Here is a 16755-nt window from a genome sequence, read left to right as displayed (position 1 = left end):
AAATCGTCACGCCGCCCGAGGGCGGCGCGGGCCTCGAAAGCTTCTCCCACAACGCCGCGCGAAAATCGTTGTAGTCGTTCCGGCACCTGCGATGGCAGAGCTCCGGCCGAGAGACCCGAAAGGGCAGCGCGAGGGGTTCACGACGGGCGCGTGCGCGGCCGCCGCGGCCAAGGCGGCGGCGCGCGTGCTCGCGCGCGGCGCGGCGGTCGACGCCATCGAGACCACCCTGCCGAACGGGCAGAAGGTCACCTTCCCGCTGAAGCGCTGCGATCGCGACGGGCCGCGCGCCACGTGCAGCGTCATCAAGGACGCCGGCGACGATCCCGACTGCACCCACGGCGCCGAGCTCGTCGCCGAGGTCGAGCTCCGCCGCGAGCCGGGCGTCGAGATCCGCGGCGGCGCGGGGGTCGCCGTCGTCACCAAGCCGGGGCTCGGGCTGCCCGTCGGCGCGCCGGCCGTGAACCCCGTGCCGCGCCGGAACATCACCGAGATGGTCCTCGAGGAGCTCGAGGGCTCGGGCTTCGCCGGGGCCACGGTCACCCTCAGCGTCCCCCAGGGCGAGGAGATGGCGAAGCAGACCATCAACGCGCGGCTCGGGCTCATCGGCGGCATCTCCATCCTCGGGACGAGCGGGATCGTGAAGCCGTACTCGACCGCCGCCTTCCGCGCGAGCGTCGTGCAGGCGATCGACGTCGCCGCCGAGCGCGGCATCGCGACGCTCGCGCTGACGACCGGCGGCAAGTCCGAGGCGTACGCGATGAAGCTCTACCCGGAGCTCCCGGAGGAGGCGTTCATCCAGGTGGGCGACTTCATCGGCACGGGCGTCCGCCACGCCGCGCGGCGGCGGATCGCCCGCGCGATCATCGTCGGCATGATCGGCAAGCTCTCGAAGATGGCCGACGGCAAGATGATGACGCACGCCGCCGGCTCGGAGGTGAGCATGGAGCTGCTCGCGCAGATCGCCGAGGAGCTCGGCGCGCGGCCGGAGATCGCCGCGGAGATCCGGCAGGCGAACACCGCGCGGCACGTGCTCGAGCTGTGCCAGCGCGAGGGGCTCACCGGCGTGGCCGGGGGGATCTGCCGGCGCGTCGTCGAGCACACCTCGCGTCACGCGGGCGGCGCCCTCGAGGTGCACGCCTGCCTTGTCGATTTCAACGGGGCGCTGCTCGGCCGATATCCGGCCGGCGACGCCGGTGCAATCGGTGCGGAGAGAGCGGAGAGAGCGGAGGAGCCATGAGCGGTGATGAGGCGCGCGCGGTGAACGACATGCGGCAGATGACCGCGCTCGGGCGGCGCATCGAGGACAGGAGCTTCGCCATCATCGACGAGGAGGTCGGCGCGCACGGGTTCCCGGAGGCCGAGTGGCAGGTCGTCCGCCGCGTCATCCACGCGACGGCGGACTTCGAGTTCTCGTCGCTCATGCGGCTCCACCCCGAGGCGATCGCGCGGGGCATCGCGGCGCTCCGGGGCGGCGCGCCGGTCCTCGTCGACGTGAAGATGATCGGCGTCGGCCTGAACGAGCAGCGGCTCGCGTCCTACGGCTGCGCGATCCACTGCTTCATCTCGGACGACGACGTCATCCAGGCCGCGTCCGCGGCCGGCTCGACCCGCGCGATCGAGTCGATGCGCAAGGCGCACCGGCTCGGGCTCCTCGACGGCGCGATCGTCGCGATCGGCAACGCGCCGACGGCGCTGCTCGAGGTCGTGCGCCTCGCCCGCGAGGAGGGCGCGCGGCCTGCGCTCGTGATCGGCGTGCCGGTCGGCTTCGTGTCGGCGGCGGAGTCCAAGGAGGCCCTGATCGAGTCCGGGCTCCCCTCCATCGTGGCGCGCGGCCGCAAGGGCGGCAGCCCCATCGCGGTCGCGATCGTCCACGCGCTGCTGCTCCTGTCGGCGGACTCGCCGGAACCGACAGGCTCGGCCGGCTCGGCCGAGCCGGCCAAGGTGGCGCGATGAGCGCGCGCCGAGCCGTCACCGTCGTCGGCATCGGCGACGACGGGTGCGCCAGCCTGTCGAGCCGCGCCGCGTCCGCGGTCGCCCGCGCCGAGGTGCTCGTGGGGGGCGAGCGGCACCTCGAGTTCTTCCCGCAGTTCCGCGGCGAGAAGATCGCCCTCAAGGGCGGCCTGTCCGCGGCGCTCGACCGCGTGGACGCCCTGTCCGCCGAGCAGAACGTGTGCATCCTCGCCTCGGGCGACCCGCTGTTCTTCGGCGTCGGCGCGCTCGTCGTCCGGAAGCTCGGCGGCGAGCACGTCGAGATCATCCCGAGCCTGAGCTCGGTCCAGTGGGCGTTCGCGCGCACCGGGATCGCCTGGGACGACGCCGCGTTCGTCTCGGTCCACGGGCGCTCCCCCGAGGGGTTCGCGACGCGCCTCCGCCGCCTCTCGAAGGTCGCGGTGCTGACCGACGGGGAGAACAGCCCGGCCCGCCTCGCGGCGCGGCTCCTCGAGCACGGCGACGCCGGCTGGAAGGCGTGGGTCTGCGAGAGCCTCGCGGGCGCCGGCGAGCGCGTGCGCGCGTTCGACCTCGCCGCGCTCGCCGCCTGCGAGGACATCGGCCCCCTGAACGTGCTCCTGCTCCTGCGGAGCGACCCTGCGTGGCGCCCGCCGCCGGCCGTCCCCTACCTGCACGAGGACGCGTTCGCGAAGCGCATGCCGAAGAACGGCCTCATCACGAAGCGCGAGGTGCGCATGCTCTCGATCGCGTCGATGGCGATCCGCCCCGACGCGGTCGTCTGGGACGTCGGCGCAGGCTCGGGGTCGGTCTCGATCGAGGCGGCGATGCTCTGCCCCCTCGGCCGGGTCTATGCGATCGAGGTCGACCCGGAGGGCGTGGAGATCTGCCGCGACAACGTCCGCACGCACGGGGTCGACAACGTGCGCGTCGTCGCGGGCCGCGCGCCCGAGGCGCTGGCGGCGCTCGAGGACCCGGACGCTGTGTTCGTCGGAGGGAGCAAGGGGAGCATGGAGGAGATCGTCACGGTGGCGCTCGATCGGCTGCGTCCTGGCGGCCGGCTCGTGGTCAACGCCATCACGATGGAGAACGTCGCCGAGACGTACCGCGCGCTGCGGGCGCGGGGGCTCGACCCCGAGGTCACGCTGCTCTCGGTCTCGCGCGGCGTCCCGCTCGCGCGCTACGTGCGGTACGAGGCGCTGAACCCGATCCACATCTTCGCCGCGACGAAGCCCGCGAAGGCGCAGGAAGCCGTGGAAGCTGCGGACGGCGCGGGGCCGGCCCGGCCCGCGCCCTCCGGTGCGCCGCGGTCCACCTCGGAGGCGTCATGAGCGGCCTCGGCAAGCTCTACGGCGTGGGCGTCGGCCCCGGCGCGCCGGACCTGCTCACGCTGCGCGCCGTGCGCGTGCTCCAGGAGGCCGACGTGCTCGCGCTCCCCCGCAGCTCGGACTTCGGCGCCTCGATGGCCTACCGGATCCTCGAGCCCGTCGTCGGCAAGCAGCGGGACAAGGAGCGGCTGCTCCTCACCTTCCCCATGAGCAAGGACCCGGATCGCGTCCGCCCCTACGTCGACGCGGCCGTCGAGACGATCGGCGAGCGGCTCTCGCGCGGCCTCACCGTCGCGTTCGCCACCGAGGGGGATCCGTCGCTCTTCAGCACCTTCGTCTATGTCCGCCGCGAGGCGCTCCGCCGCTTCCCTGGGCTCGAGGTCGAGGTCGTCCCCGGCGTCACCTCGGTCACGGCGGTCCCTGCCGTGAGCGGGCTCGCGCTCGCCGACGGGCAGGAGCGGATCGCCATCCTGCCCGCCACGTACGGCGTCGACGACCTGACCGACGTCCTCCGGCGCTTCGACACCGTGGTCCTGATGAAGATCGGCTCGGAGATGCCGAAGGTGACCGAGGCGCTCACGCGCGCCGGCCTCCTCGACAGGGCCGTGTTCGTGTCCAAGGCGACGATGCCCGAGCAGCGGATCGTCCGCGATCTCCGGGCCGCGCAGGGCGAGCGGGGCGACTGCTTCGCCATGGTCGTTGTCACGCGCGGGGAGCGGAGCGGGCTGCTCGTCGGGGAGGCCCCGGCCTCGCCGCCGGGCGGCTTCGACAAGGCTGTTACCGAACCGGAGGCCCCATGACCGCCGAGCGCAAGCCCTACGCCATCTACGCCATCACGCGGCACGGGATCTCCATCGCGCGCAAGCTCATCGAGGGGCTGCCGGGCGCGGATCTCTACGTGTCGCAGAAGCTGTTCGACGGGGCGCCGGCGGGGGCGAAGCCGCTGCCGCTGCCGATGGGGCCGCTCCTGACCGAGGCGTTCACGGCCTACGACTGCCATGTCTTCGTGATCAGCGTCGGCGCGGTCGTGCGCATGATCGCGCCGCTGCTCAAGAACAAGAAGGTCGATCCTGCGGTCGTCTGCGTCGACGACACGGCGCGCTTCTCGATCTGCGTGCTCTCCGGGCACGTCGGGCGGGGCAACGCGTTCACCGAGAAGGTGGCCGGGCTGCTCGGCGCGCAGCCGGTGGTGACAACGGCCTCCGACGCGCTCGGGACGCTCACGGTCGACATCCTCGGCCGGGACCTCGGGTGGACCCTTGACGATCCCGACCGCAACGTGACGCGCGGCTGCGCCGCCGTCGTGAACGCCGCGCCGGTGCTGTTCGTCCAGGAGACCGGCGAGCCCTCGTTCTGGCCCGAGGCGACGCCGCTGCCGCCGGGCGTGCGCTACGCGACGTCGCTCGACGGCGTGGACCCCGGCGCGTGGGAGATCCTGCTCGTCGCGAGCGACCGCGATCTCGCCCGCTCGCACCCCGGCATCGTCGAGCGCGCCGTCGTCTACAGGCCGAAGAGCCTGGTGCTCGGCATCGGCTGCGATCGCGGCGCGCCGCTCGACATGGTGGAGCGCGGCGTCGACCGGCTGCTCGAGGAGCACGGGCTGTCGGCGAGATCGGTGAAGGCGCTGGCGACGATCGACAAGAAGGCCGACGAGGAGGCGCTGCTCGCGCTGTCGGCGCGGCGGGGGTGGCCGCTCGTCACGTTCACGCCCGAGGAGCTCGACGCGACCGAGGGCATCGAGAACCCGTCGGAGACGGTGAAGAAGCACGTCGGCGCCCGGGGCGTCGCCGAGCCGGCCGCGCTGCGGGCGGCGGGGGCCGCGAGGCTGCTCGTGCCGAAGCGGGCGTACACCGAGGAGGGCGTGGGGCGGTCCATGACGCTCGCGGTGGCGCGCGTCCCGTTCTCGAAGCGCAACGTGGAGGAGAGCCATGGGTGACGGCAAAGGAGTCCTGTCGATCGTCGGGATCGGCCCTGGCGCCGAGGAGCACGCGTCCCGCGCCGCCCTCGAGGCGATCGCGGCCTCGGACCTCATCGTCGGGTACACGACCTACATCCGGCTGGTGAAGCACCTGATCGAGGGCAAGGAGGTGATCAAGACCGGCATGACCGAGGAGATCGGCCGGGCGCGCGCCGCGGTGGAGCGGGCGCGGGACGGGGCGCGCGTGGCGATCATCTCGTCGGGCGACGCGGGCGTTTACGGCATGGCCGGGCTCGTCTTCCAGGTGCTGGAGGAGATCGGCTGGAAGCGCGGCGAGTCGCCGGAGCTCCGCCTCGTGCCGGGGATGACGGCGCTCAACGCGTGCGCGTCGCTCGTCGGCGCGCCGCTCGGCCACGACTTCTGCGCCATCTCGCTCTCCGACCTCCTGACCCCGTGGCCCGTGATCGAGCGGCGGCTCGAGGCCGCGGCCGCGGCCGACTTCGTCATCGGCCTTTACAATCCGGCGAGCGGGCGGCGCACGCGCCAGATCGTGCGGGCCCAGGAGATCATCCGCCAGCACCGCGCGGGCACGACGCCGGTCGCGCTGGTGAAGAGCGCCTACCGCAAGCTGGAGAGCGCCGTGCTCACCGATCTCGACCATTTCCTCGAGTACGAGATCGGGATGCTGACGACGGTGCTCGTCGGGTCGACCAACACCTTCATGTTCGAGGGGTACATGGTCACGCCGCGCGGGTATACCAACAAGTACACATGGGATGGAGCCGCGCTCCCGGGCCAGACGCCGGGGCGCTCGCTCGTGCTCTCGGACGAGGGCGGCACTGCGGAGGAGGTCTAGATGGCACGCGTAGGGAGGCTGGGCGGCGCGATCCTCGCCGAGACCCAGGGGGCGTATTACCTCATCGGCAACACCAAGGCGCCGTGCGACTTCCGCGCGGCGGGGTTCGAGCCGCCGGACGAGGCCAGTCTGGTGAAGGGGTCCTATGTCCGGCTCAAGCCGCTGCGCGACGCGAGCGAGATCGAGGTGGCTCCGCCGGTGCTGCTGCTCGACGTCGAGGGCGAGGAGCTCGCGAAGAAGCTCGTCCACCGCTTCGTGATCGACCGGAATGGCTCGGTGAGCGAGCGGCTGTGGCGGCTCGTCTACAGCCACGACGATCCGCTCGACGACACCGAGGCGCCGGTCGAGCGCGACGCGCGCTGGCTGGGCGGGATCCCTGAGCCGATCTGGCAGCTCGTGCGCGACAACGTCCTGCGCTGCCTGTAACCACCAGCGCACGCACAGGCTACCGCGGCTGGTCCGTGGGGGACGAGCGCCGAACGACGTGAGCCCTCTTGCGCTCGGACGCGGAGTGACGCCTGCTCGATCAGCTGCACGCCCACAGGATGGGTACCTGGTACGCACGCAGCATCTCATCCGAAGTGATGAGCGTCGCATCCTCCAGCTGGGCTTGCGCCACCAGCATTCGATCGAACGGATCGCGGTGGTACAGCGGATAGGAAGTCGCCATCCAGACGTGCGCCGCTTCGATGGACAGCTCCCGCACCGTCGGATAGCCAAGCCACCACGTCCGGAGCTGCGCCGGCGGCAGGCTGCCTTCCAGCCGTCCGATGGCGTGCTTGATCGCAAGCTCCCACCAGGATGCGACCGAGATCAGTATCTGCGCACCGGGATCCTGGACCGCATCGATGACCTCTTGCCGTAAGCGGTTGGGGTCGGCGGCGAACCAGATCGCGACGTGCGTGTCGAGGAGCCACTTCAAGGCTCGTCCCCCTCGAATGCGCTCCGGACGTCGTCGGGGAGCGGGGCGTCGAAGTCTTCCTTGAGTTTGATCTGCCCGAGCAAGCCGCCCGCGACCGGCGCGACAGGAGACGGCGGCTGCGCCTCCCCCAGCGCGATGAGCTCGACCCGCTGCCCACGGAGCGGCGAGAGCGCAGGCAGAGCGCGGACGACGGAATCGTCCACCACGACGTGGATCTTGAGCGCTTGCATGCGCACAGGATGCGCTACCGAGCGTCGGAGGTCCATCCTGCGGAGGCCGGCGGCGGGGCGCTGTGCTGCTGCTCGACGTCGAGGGCGAGGAGCTCGCGAAGAAGCTCGTCCACCGCTTCGCGATCGAAACGGCTCAGTGAGCGAGCGGCTGTGGCGGCTCGTCCACAGCCGCGGCCCCGACGACCCGCTCGACAACGCCGAGGCTCCGGTCGAGCGCGACGCGCGCTGGCTGGGCGGGATCCCCGAGCCGATATCGAGCGACGCGACTCCTGGCTATCCCCCCGAGGGGCGCTCGACCACGCTCCAGGGGCCGTGCCCGTCAAGCCGCACGGGCTATCCCGGAGGATCGTTCGCAGCGCTTCATCGCCGGGCGCGACGCGCTGGGCCATCATGTCCTCTCGCCTGCGCAGCTCCTCGGCAGCTAGACGAACAGAGGGACCGGGTTGAGCTCGCCCTCCGCGAGCGGGCCGGCGAGCCACCCGAGCGCGCACGGCACCTCATAGAGCCTCCCGGGGCCGAATCGAGGCCAGAAATGGCGTAGCCCCGGGACGATCACCTGGACCACGGGCAAGCCGATGTCGGGGCGGGTCTTGTCCACGGCGACGAGCTCCAGGCCCGCCTCGTCGAGGCGACCGAGGCATTGCTCGATGTCGGCGCGCAGATCGGCGCCGCCGATCCGGGGAAGGTGCTCGGCCGCGACCCGGGGGAGATCGGGGCCGGGGAAGAGATGCGCGCTGTCAGGCAGCCGCTCGAGGTCCCACGGCGCCCGGCGCGCCGCGCCGGGATCGAAGAGCTGGTTCAGCTCGGTGAGCGATCGCTGCACGGCCAGGCGCAGGTCGAGGTGGCAGCCGAACCCGATGCTGAATCGATCCTCACGGGCCTCGTGGGCGAGCGCAACGCAGGTCGGGATACCGAGGTCGTGCGTCAGATCGAGCACCCAGACGGCCCAGCCGAGACGGGCGTAGTCTGCCTCGAGGGCTTCGAAGTACGGGTCCCCGAAGCTGTCGAGTTCGATGGCCGGGCGCGCGACCCGGTTGTACCACCAGACCGCGGCGGCATCGCGCTCCACGAGCTCGAGCAGGCCCTGCAGCACGGCCTCTTCGAGGCAAGTGCCGGCCGCCACGCCGTTGCTGCAGGGCCCGCAGAACGAGGTGCCGCTCTCGGCCGGGGCCTCGGCGTAGCAGTAGGCCAGCGGGACATAGCGCCGCTCGCGCTTGCTCAGCGACCAGGCCGGGGTCCAGTCGATCGGGGTGCTCGCATCGAGCGGCTCGGGTATCCACTGGCGGCGATCCGCTGCCCGCGCGTTGAGGTGAGCGCGCTCGCGGTACTGCGCCTCGCTGAAGTTCAGCAGATCGCCGAGCGAGAGCGCCGCCGGGCCGAGCTCGGCCTCGCTCGCGCGGACGCGCGCCTCATCCCCCTGGTAGACGCCGCTGTAGCGCTCGAGCGCCTCGCAGAGCGCGCTCACCCTGGCCTGGTCCGCGCTGCGCCCCTTGCCGGCGCAGGCCTTGTCGAAGACGTTGGTGCGCGGGACGCCCTCCCGGGGGCAGGCCAGGTAGCCGGACGCGTACACGGCGCGGAGCTCGGTGTCCCGTCCCGGCATCGGCACGAGGTACGTCACGGCTCCGGTGATCGGGCTGATGAGGTGCTGATAGCGCTCGTAGGTCCGCCGCGGGGTCTGCCGGCGATATCCACCGTCCTCGTAATGGGCCTTCTCCACCGGCTGCAGCTCGATCGGGCGCTCGCCGACGGCCGCCATCCCCGCGGGATCGCCGCACACCGGGCACTGCGGTCTCCGGACGACCGCGTGCGCGGTGATCTCGAACGTGGCCAGGTCGAGGGCGAGCACCCGGGAACCGAGCGCGTGGGGAGAGCTCGTATCCTCCCTGGCGAGCGCGCGGGCGATGGCCGAGGCGCCGAGCCCGCAAGCGGTCCGTACGCTCGCCTCGGTGGCCGCCCTGGGGGGAGGGACGTGGCCTTCGTGACCCCGGCGCCGGCGAACAAGCTCCTCGACCGGGCGGTTCTGGCGGATCCAGAACGCCAGGCAGCCCCAGCAGGGGCCGGCGCCGGGCTCGAAGACGGGCCCGATGAGCGGCTGGACGCCGGCAGGCTTGATCAGGACCCAGCGCGCCCCTTCACGCAGCGCGCGGCGGTTGATCGAGGCCAGCTCGGGATGCAGGTAGTCGTCGGCCACGACCACCTGCACCGCCGCCTCGCCGTCGATCTGCACGCCTGCCTGTTCGAGCGCCTCGGCCATCCATCCGGCGGGGGCGGCTTCGCCGACGGCCAGGACCGACACCGGGGTGCGGCTCAGGGCCTCGGCAGCCGCCTTGCCGTCGAGACCCACCCCGCGCCAGAACGCCGCGCGCTCGGAGGGGAGCTCCGGCGTTGCGGGGACCAGGTAGCCGCGCGCCGCGAGCCGGCTCAGGGCATACAGGGTCTCGGGCTCGGAGAACCGATCGCGCGCGGCGCGCAGGATCTCGTCCACCGTGCGCCGGCCGTCGACGAGCGCGGCCACCTCGGCGGCGCAGGCGCCGGAGACGACGAAGCGCTCGCGCTCGCCGATCAGGAAGACCACGCCCGCATCCATGCGCTCGACGCGCAGCGTGGGCTTGAACGCCAGCACCTGGCTCAGCTCCAGAGGATCCATCGTCGTTCCTGGTTCCTGGTTTCACCCGCCGATGAGCAAGTGCAAGTGGCGCGCTCGACGAGAGCGACCGCTGGATGGCCGGGGATCGCCTCGCCCCCAAGACCCGTCAGAATCCGGGCGGAGTGGAGTCGCACGCGGGCGTTCCACTACATCCCCATGAGGCCGCAAGGGCTCTCCCAGAGGATCGCCCGCAGCGCTTCATCTCCGAGCGCGCCCCGCAGCGCCATCACCTCGTCGACCATCCCGGGCCCGTGGTCGAGGTGGGGGGAAATCGCTTCCGAACATCATCCGCGTCGCGCCGATCTCCTTCACCACCCGGTCGAGCATCGCCTCGCCGGGCTCGAGCGCGATCCAGCACTGCCGCTGGAAGTACTCGGAGGGAGGCCGGCGCACCCGGCCGCGCACCTCGCCGCGCATCTGCGCGTATTCGACGTGATCGAGGCGCCAGAGCCAGTAAGGCAGAAAGCCGCACCCCGCCTCGAGCAGGCCCACCCGCAGCAGGGACTCCGCCCATTAACGCGACGGGCTCGGAGACGTGACGATCCACATCCAGGATCCGGAAGCCATCTCTCATGCGCAGCTCCTCGGGCGGCTCTCAGCACCTGACCCGGCTCCAGAGGATCCATCGTCGGTCCTGGTCTCGTCCCCCGATCAGCAGCAGCAAGTGAACGGGTACGCTGCTCCCGTCGCGTTGTATGCGGCGAGCGCGATGGGCTCGGAGTCCACGTTGCTCGGCTTCGTGGGCAGGTAGAGCTTGAGCGTATGAGGCTGGAGCGAATCCCAGTACGACTGATGGTCCTTGTCGAGCGGAGATCCCGGCGGATGCCACAGGGCTGCGCCGTCCTCCTCGACGCGCAGGCTCATCGTCCAAGGTAGCCTGTAACCTCGGATGGTTCGCAGCGCCGATGCGAGGTCGTTCTTGAGCGCCCGTCTATATTCCTCGTCGCTCCAGGCTTTGGCCACCGCCGCGAGCAGCACGACGTTGAGCTCGGCGAACGAGCTGTCGTCGGGGACGAAGCCTCCCGCAGGAGGGCCGCTGTGGAGGCCGACGCGCTCTTGACCCGCCTGTTCGCCCTCATGACAGCACCCCCCGGGCTCCCGCCCTCGTTCGCGGCGACCGACGTGCTGCACCCCGTGGTCCGCCCGGAGGTTGGACCCGCCCCCTTTGTCCTGAGGGCGTGCATGAACCCCGTGCTGATCGTACTCCCGGATCCATTGATCGCTGAACAGCGACGGGCGCTGCCTGTAATAATCCCCGAGCGCCCTCGAGTAGTCCTCCGGACGGAGGTCTTCCCGCAGACCATCGTACCCTGGACGAGCTGCGGAACGCTTGGGCGCGAGCGGCAGGCGCAGCGTCAAGCAGTCGAGCAGGTCGCTGGGCCAGACCCACTCATCGTGGATCCACCTGAAGTCCTCGTCGGCTCGTGCGATCTGAAGCTCGCACGTCCTTGGCCATGGCCAGATATAGCCAAATCGATCCTTGAGCACGGAAGTGGGGTTGTCCCCGGTCAACTCCTTGCCAAAACCGTTCGGATCGGCCCATGCCTCTGCGATCGCGCGCAGGTACGTCGAGCGAAACTCCATCAATTGGTTCGTGCTCATGAGCTCCTCTCTGCTTGACCGTTGTTCGCAATTCAGTGTGCGCGGGTCGGCCTCGCGCCCATTCACGCACCGCGCGGGCGCGCTGCTTCCGACAGCCCCATGAGCCGCGCAGGGTTGTCCCACAAGGCTGCCCGGAGCACGTCGTCGGCGAGCGACCCGCCCCCGTCGAACAGCCTGGCGACGATCGTGGGATCGTGGTCGACGTGGGGGAAATCCGTGCCGAAGACGACGCGATCCTCGCCGATGACGTCGACGCAGTGCGCGAGCATCGCCTCGCCCGGCTCGAACGCGATCCAGCACTGGCGACGGAAGTAGCTTGAGGGGCGCCGGTTCACGCGACCGCTGACTTCGTTGCTCAGCTGCGTATACTCGATCTCGTCGAGGCGCCAGAGCCAGTAGGGCAGCCACCCGCAGCCCGACTCGAGGAAGCCGACGCGAAGGCCCGGATGGCGCTCGAGGACGCCTCCTTCGAGCAGGGCGAGGAACGCCATCATCGCCTCGAGCGGGTGGGAGCAGGCATGCTGGGCGAAGTGCGTTCGGAAGCGCGAAGCGCCGGCCGTCTGCACGCGCGTGTGCGTCCCCTCGTGCAGCAGCAGCGGGATGTCGTTCGCCTCGCAGGCCGCGAAGAAGGGCTCCAGCTCCGGCGCGCCGAGGGTCCTCCCGCGGACCGGGTTCGGCCGGACCACGGCGGCGCTGAGGCCGTCCGCGAGGCCGGCGTCGAGATCCGCGACCATCTGCGCGGGATCGTGGCGCGAGATGATCGCGGCCCCCTTGAGCCGGGTCGGGTCTCGCCGGCACTGGTCCACGAGCCAGCGATTGTAGGCTCCCGCGTAGGCACGGGAGCGGTCCGCGTCGATCTCCTCGTCGTACACCAGGAACCCCGTGTAGGTCGGGTGCAGCACGGCGACGTCGACCCCCGCCTCGTCCATCGTTGCGAGCTGGCCGGCCGCCGTCTCCGCGGCGATCAGCTCGCGGCGGTGCTCCTCCGCATGGAGCCCGACCTCGATGTAGCCCACCTCGGTCATTCCGCGACAGATGGGCTTTCCTGCGACCGTGACCACCGGCGGGGTCGGCAAGAGGGCATGGTCTCCCAGCCGGTCCAGACGAGCCCGGAGGGGCTCGTCCTGCTGCGAGAGAGGGCGGACGTCCGGCGTGACGTCGCGGTACTTCGCCGGCAGGTACTCCGGCCAGAGCCCCATGGGCTCCATGACGTGGCGGTCGATGTCGATGATGGCAATCCCGTTGCGCACACGACCCTCTTTACTACGAGCAGATGTTCGGCGTTCCATGCGGCGCAGAGGACGCGCTGCAATTCGTCCGGCGGCATGGGATTGCGCGACCTCCTCCGTCGCTCGCGGACCAGACGGCGGCGCAGGGTCAAGCGCAGGTGAACGGGTACTGGGGACCCGTGTCGTTGTACGCGGCGAGGGCGATCGGCCAGGCAACCTCGTCCGGCGGATGCTTGGGGATGTAGACGGTGATCGTCGTCCGAGGGGGCATCAGAAGAGGGGAAGGCGCCCAGAATTTTCCCAATCGAGATAGCAGAACTTCAACCTGAAGTTCCAGCGAACAACGACGCCCATCGACGCTTGCACGAGCGGCCGAGCGTCCTCCGCATCATAGAGCTTCCTTGCGAAGGCCTGATCGAACCACGTCAGCGCGAGGATGCGGGCCGTGATCACGCCGAATTCGGCAAAATCATCGGGCGCCTCGCTTACGTATTGGTGCCCATGGATCACTCCTCGTGAGAGGTAATTTCAGCAGCGCTGCATGCTCGCGCTCGTGTCCGCTGGAAGCATTCGAACGTGCCAACAGGACAGCGCGAGACAGCGCGACCCGTCAAGAAATAACGTTAGGCGCAGCATATTTTCGACCGGCTCTGCGCTCATCCCTCAAGGCTCGTTGTCGGCATCGGCATCGGAAGGGCGGATGCCAGGTGTTCGGCCGAGCCTCGTGTACCAGCGCTCGATCAGCACCGATCGGAGCAGCGCTCCTGCGCTCGCAAAGCCGAAGAGCGCGGCGTAGGTCTCCAGATCCTCGGGAACCGGCTTGCCGAGCCGCTCGTTGAAATACCACCGCCACAACGCGTCCGTGTCGCTCACGGCCAGCTCCTGCAGGACGCCCAGCGTGCCGAGGTAGACGCTGCCTTGCCCGAGGAAGGGGCGAACGCGGGCCATCGCGGCGTCTTCGTGCGCCGACAGCCGCCACCACACCGCCGGCGGAGCGACGAGCATCACCTGCCACATGCCGCTGCGGACGACGTCTCCGAGGCCCATGCCCGCGTGCGCGGGAGGCTTCCAGTCCACCGAGCCGACCCCGGGCTCGAACAGCCGCCCGCCGTGCCGGTCCGCGTGCGCCAGCATCGCTCCGAACACCGTGGTCATCGTTTGCGGTCGCCGGGCGGGGTCGGGCTCCGCCCAGGAGATGAAAGGATCTTCGTGAAACGCCCTGGCCAGTATCTGTGCAGCAGTCATGCGCCCACCATGCATTCGGTCGTTTGTCCGCGCGCGCCAGTCGCTTGTCTTCGTGCGCCACGTGGTACCCTCGCGGCGTGCCCGTCGTCGCCGCCACCGCACAGGCCATCTCCGAGGCGCTGGGGCGCTTCGGGATCGATGTTCCGCGGCTGAAGATCGGGCCCATCCACGACGACCTGGCGATCGCGACGTTGTGGGCCCGGGCGATCGCGCGCACGGGCCGGCGGACCCTCCCGCTCGAGGTGGGGCTGACGATGCCGCTGGGCACGATGGGCGTGGTGGACTACCTCGCGGCGTCTTCGGCGACGGTGGGGGCGGCGCTCACGGTGGCCCAGCGGGTCTTCCCGCTCGTCGCGCCCGGCGTCCAGTTGCTCCTCGATCGGCTGCGGAGCGGCGTGCGGCGCGTGGTCATCGTCAACCAGCCGCCCTTCCCGGGGCAGCTCGAGAGCGACCTGCTGGTGCTCGGCGTCGTGCTGGCGCGGATGCGGGCGCTGGCGAGCCGGTCGCTCGAGATGCCGTGGCTCGAGCTGGCCGAACCCAGCCCCGAGCCGCGCGCGCGGTGGGTCGAGCTGCTCGGCGTGGCCCGTTTGCGGTTCGGCGCGCGGCGCACCGCGCTGCACTTTTCTTCGGGCGACTGGACGACGCCGCTGCGCAGCGCTGACCCGCGGCTGCTGGCGACCCTCGAGGCCACGGTGGGGGACGAGCAGCGCACCGGCGACGCGCTGCTCGTGGCCGTGCGCGCCCTTGCGCTGCGGCGCCTGCCCGACACGCCGCCCCTCGGCGAGGTGGCCTCGGCGCTGGGGCTCAGCGTGCGCTCGCTGCAGCGCAAGCTCTCGCTGAGCCGCACCTCGTTCGTGGAGGTGCTGGACGAGGTACGCCGCGATCGCGCGGAGCAGCTGCTGGACGAAGGGGTGCTGACGCTCGGCGAGATCGCCGCCCGTGTGGGGTTCGCCGAGCCGGCCTCCTTCACGCGCGCGTGGCGGCGCTGGCGGGGAGAGGCCCCGTCACGGAGCCGCCGCCACGGATCGGCGCTCACGCCGCGGCGAGGCCGGTGATGCGCCCGGGGTTCCTCGTGGGAGAACGCGTATCTCACCAGCTCGGCGAACGCGACGGCGGCGCCCTGCGAGACGGCCGTCGCCAGCCGGCTCGTCCACCGCGGGGCGCCGGAGGTGATCTGGTAACGTCTCGAGCATGCGGATTGCGGCGTGGATCGGTTGCGCCTGGTGGACGCTCGGGTGCGTGGCGTGCGGCGGCTCGTCGAGCGACGGCGGCCCCCCGGGCGCTGGCGGCGGAGCAGCCACGGGCACCGCGACTACCGGGACCGGCGGCGCCGCCGCGACCTCCGGAGTCGGTGGCTCTGCGGGCGGCGCGAACGGCGCGGGCGGCGCGGGCGGCGCCGGCGGCACCAACGGCGCGGGCGGCGCCGGCGGCGCGAACGGCGCGGGCGGCGCCGGCGGCGCGCCGCGCGAGCTGCACGTGGACACGAGCTCACCCGAGCTCAGCGAGATCCGGTTCAAGCCCAGCGAGCTCGATCCGGAGGTCTCCGACCGCGACCTGGAGCAGGTGGCCCTCCTCGACACTCGGGTCGCGCGGTTCGCGGGCAAGCTCGTCGTCACGCTGTCGGGGAGCAGCCAGCCTCCTGGCCCGCTCGACCTCACCCGCTTCGTCGCCGCGCGCGGCTTTCACGCGTTCGCGGTCGCCTACAAGAACGACTACGACATCATTCAGAATGATCCGGACACGTTCGGCGACGCGCGGCTCGAGGCGTTCGACGGTCAGGACCACACCGCGCTCATCGAGGTGACGAGGGCCGACAGCATCGAAGCGCGGCTGGCGAAGGCGCTCGCGCACCTGAAAGAGGTCCACCCGCGAGGCGACTGGGGCTACTTCCTCGAAGACGACGGGAGCCCGCGCTGGTCGGTCATCATCTTCAGCGGCCACTCGCACGGCGCGAGCTCGGCCGCCCGCATCGGCAAGGTCGTCCGGCTCGACCGGGTGGTGTCGCTGGCCGGGCCGCGCGACACGAACCCGGTGAGCGCCACCTGGCTCTCGGAGCCGTCGGCGACGCCCGTGGATCGCATGTTCGGATTGACCGGCGAGCGCGATGAGCAGCACCGGGATCACCTCAAGGCATTCGACCTCATCGGCCTGCCCGGCGAGCTCGTCGAGGTGGACGTCCCGGGCGCGGCGCCGCCGTACAGCGGGTCGCACCGGCTCGCGCTCAAGGACGGCGACCACGGAGCCGCCGGCAATTGCGGCGCGCACGTCGCCGTCTGCGAGGCGATGTTCGGCTTGCCGCTGCCGTGATGCCGGACAGCGGCGCCGTCGAGTCGGAGTGCCCGGATCGAGCAGATGCGCGGCGAACGTGCGCCGCAGGACGTGGGGCGTGATGGACAACAGCTGCCGCGACCCACCTGGCAGCTCGTGGGCGACAACGTCCTGCGCTGCTTGTAGTCTCGACCGGATCGCTTTCCCGCGGCGACCGCGGGCGTGACGATCGGAGGTCGAACGTGAAACGGTGCGACCTACCTCGTGGGCGCCGGCCAGTGGGGCAACCGGCAGCAGAGCCAGCTCCCGCTGTTCATCGGTATGGGGGCCGCGGCGTCGGTCGATATCCGCGTGACGTTCCCCGACGGCTCGGTGGTGACACGCAACGACGTCGCCTCGGGCGCGCACATCACGATCACCGATGTCTGACGAAGGTGGTGAGCGAGATCGGCGCGATCTGAGTGGCAGGTAGATTGTCCAACGCGGGTTCAATGCGCTCTACCCCGAGTTGGGTCATCCGCCGGCTTCGGAAGGTGACTTGACAAATGCCGGGCGAAGATCGG

Annotated in this window: 17 protein-coding genes and 1 pseudogene; 9 read left to right on the top strand and 9 right to left on the bottom strand. The window is 71.1% G+C overall.

Annotation, left to right across the window (positions count from 1 at the left end; all coding sequences use genetic code 11):
- Nucleotides 1-91 precede the first annotated feature (91 nt).
- The 6 genes and pseudogenes from WMF29_RS01305 (at nt 92) to cobJ (ending at nt 6475) form a co-directional block, all read left to right on the top strand.
- Nucleotides 92-1237 carry a cobalt-precorrin-5B (C(1))-methyltransferase gene (locus tag WMF29_RS01305; RefSeq protein ID WP_437327097.1) on the top strand — a complete coding sequence of 382 codons (1146 nt, stop codon included), beginning with the start codon at nt 92-94 and terminating at the stop codon, nt 1235-1237.
- Nucleotides 1234-1953 carry a precorrin-8X methylmutase gene (locus WMF29_RS01300; RefSeq protein WP_437327096.1) on the top strand — a complete coding sequence of 240 codons (720 nt, stop codon included), beginning with the start codon at nt 1234-1236 and terminating at the stop codon, nt 1951-1953. The genes WMF29_RS01305 and WMF29_RS01300 overlap by 4 nt, the downstream gene beginning before the upstream one ends.
- Nucleotides 1950-3278, top strand: a complete 1329-nt coding sequence (cbiE, locus tag WMF29_RS01295; protein WP_437327095.1) for a precorrin-6y C5,15-methyltransferase (decarboxylating) subunit CbiE — start codon at nt 1950-1952, stop codon at nt 3276-3278. The genes WMF29_RS01300 and cbiE overlap by 4 nt, the downstream gene beginning before the upstream one ends.
- A complete protein-coding gene (cobI, locus tag WMF29_RS01290; RefSeq protein WP_437279194.1) occupies nt 3275-4075 on the top strand; it encodes a precorrin-2 C(20)-methyltransferase in 801 nt (266 codons plus the stop codon). The genes cbiE and cobI overlap by 4 nt, the downstream gene beginning before the upstream one ends.
- Complete coding sequence (locus WMF29_RS01285) at nt 4072-5211, top strand: cobalt-precorrin 5A hydrolase (RefSeq protein WP_437327094.1); 1140 nt, start codon at nt 4072-4074, stop codon at nt 5209-5211. Before cobI ends, WMF29_RS01285 begins: the two co-directional genes overlap by 4 nt.
- Nucleotides 5204-6475: pseudogene (gene cobJ, locus WMF29_RS01280) on the top strand (precorrin-3B C(17)-methyltransferase). Before WMF29_RS01285 ends, cobJ begins: the two are co-directional and overlap by 8 nt.
- 100 nt (nt 6476-6575) lie before the next feature.
- On the opposite strand, the gene WMF29_RS01275 reads toward cobJ, so the two are convergent.
- The 9 genes from WMF29_RS01275 to WMF29_RS01235 all read right to left on the bottom strand — a co-directional run bounded on the left by WMF29_RS01275 (nt 6576) and on the right by WMF29_RS01235 (nt 13834).
- Nucleotides 6576-6971 (bottom strand): type II toxin-antitoxin system VapC family toxin, encoded by a 396-nt coding sequence (locus WMF29_RS01275; RefSeq protein WP_437327093.1) that lies wholly within the window; start codon nt 6969-6971, stop codon nt 6576-6578.
- A complete protein-coding gene (locus tag WMF29_RS01270) occupies nt 6968-7201 on the bottom strand; it encodes a hypothetical protein (RefSeq protein WP_437327092.1) in 234 nt (77 codons plus the stop codon). Before WMF29_RS01270 ends, WMF29_RS01275 begins: the two co-directional genes overlap by 4 nt.
- 421 nt (nt 7202-7622) lie before the next feature.
- Nucleotides 7623-9848 carry a TOMM precursor leader peptide-binding protein gene (locus tag WMF29_RS01265; protein WP_437327091.1) on the bottom strand — a complete coding sequence of 742 codons (2226 nt, stop codon included), beginning with the start codon at nt 9846-9848 and terminating at the stop codon, nt 7623-7625.
- A gap of 198 nt (nt 9849-10046) precedes the next feature.
- Entirely contained in the window at nt 10047-10340 is a 294-nt protein-coding gene (locus WMF29_RS01260) for a hypothetical protein (protein ID WP_437327090.1), read from the bottom strand.
- 159 nt (nt 10341-10499) lie between these two features.
- Nucleotides 10500-11450, bottom strand: coding sequence for a BMA_0021/BMA_0022 family TOMM bacteriocin (locus tag WMF29_RS01255; RefSeq protein WP_437327089.1), 951 nt, complete (start codon nt 11448-11450; stop codon nt 10500-10502).
- A gap of 62 nt (nt 11451-11512) precedes the next feature.
- On the bottom strand, nt 11513-12700 hold the full coding sequence (locus WMF29_RS01250) for an amidohydrolase family protein (RefSeq protein ID WP_437327088.1): 1188 nt from the start codon (nt 12698-12700) through the stop codon (nt 11513-11515).
- A gap of 127 nt (nt 12701-12827) precedes the next feature.
- On the bottom strand, nt 12828-12950 hold the full coding sequence (locus WMF29_RS01245; protein ID WP_437327087.1) for a hypothetical protein: 123 nt from the start codon (nt 12948-12950) through the stop codon (nt 12828-12830).
- Entirely contained in the window at nt 12950-13189 is a 240-nt protein-coding gene (locus WMF29_RS01240) for a hypothetical protein (RefSeq protein ID WP_437327086.1), read from the bottom strand. The genes WMF29_RS01245 and WMF29_RS01240 overlap by 1 nt, the downstream gene beginning before the upstream one ends.
- 153 nt (nt 13190-13342) lie before the next feature.
- Complete coding sequence (locus WMF29_RS01235) at nt 13343-13834, bottom strand: hypothetical protein (protein WP_437327085.1); 492 nt, start codon at nt 13832-13834, stop codon at nt 13343-13345.
- Between the two features lie 167 nt (nt 13835-14001).
- On the opposite strand from WMF29_RS01235, the gene WMF29_RS01230 reads away from it, so the two are divergent.
- The 3 genes from WMF29_RS01230 (at nt 14002) to WMF29_RS01220 (ending at nt 16621) form a co-directional block, all read left to right on the top strand.
- Nucleotides 14002-14979, top strand: coding sequence for an AraC family transcriptional regulator ligand-binding domain-containing protein (locus WMF29_RS01230; protein ID WP_437327084.1), 978 nt, complete (start codon nt 14002-14004; stop codon nt 14977-14979).
- A 136-nt stretch (nt 14980-15115) separates the two neighbouring features.
- Nucleotides 15116-16231 carry a BPSS1187 family protein gene (locus WMF29_RS01225; RefSeq protein ID WP_437327083.1) on the top strand — a complete coding sequence of 372 codons (1116 nt, stop codon included), beginning with the start codon at nt 15116-15118 and terminating at the stop codon, nt 16229-16231.
- 225 nt (nt 16232-16456) lie between these two features.
- On the top strand, nt 16457-16621 hold the full coding sequence (locus WMF29_RS01220) for a hypothetical protein (protein ID WP_437327082.1): 165 nt from the start codon (nt 16457-16459) through the stop codon (nt 16619-16621).
- The last annotated feature ends 134 nt before the right edge of the window (nt 16622-16755 follow it).

Origin of the sequence: Sorangium sp. So ce381 (genome assembly GCF_051473845.1) — a bacterium.
Lineage (GTDB): Bacteria > Myxococcota_A > Polyangia > Polyangiales > Polyangiaceae > Sorangium > Sorangium atrum.
The sequence above is the reverse complement of the archived record's forward strand: the minus strand, read 5'-3'. Positions and strand labels throughout refer to the sequence as shown.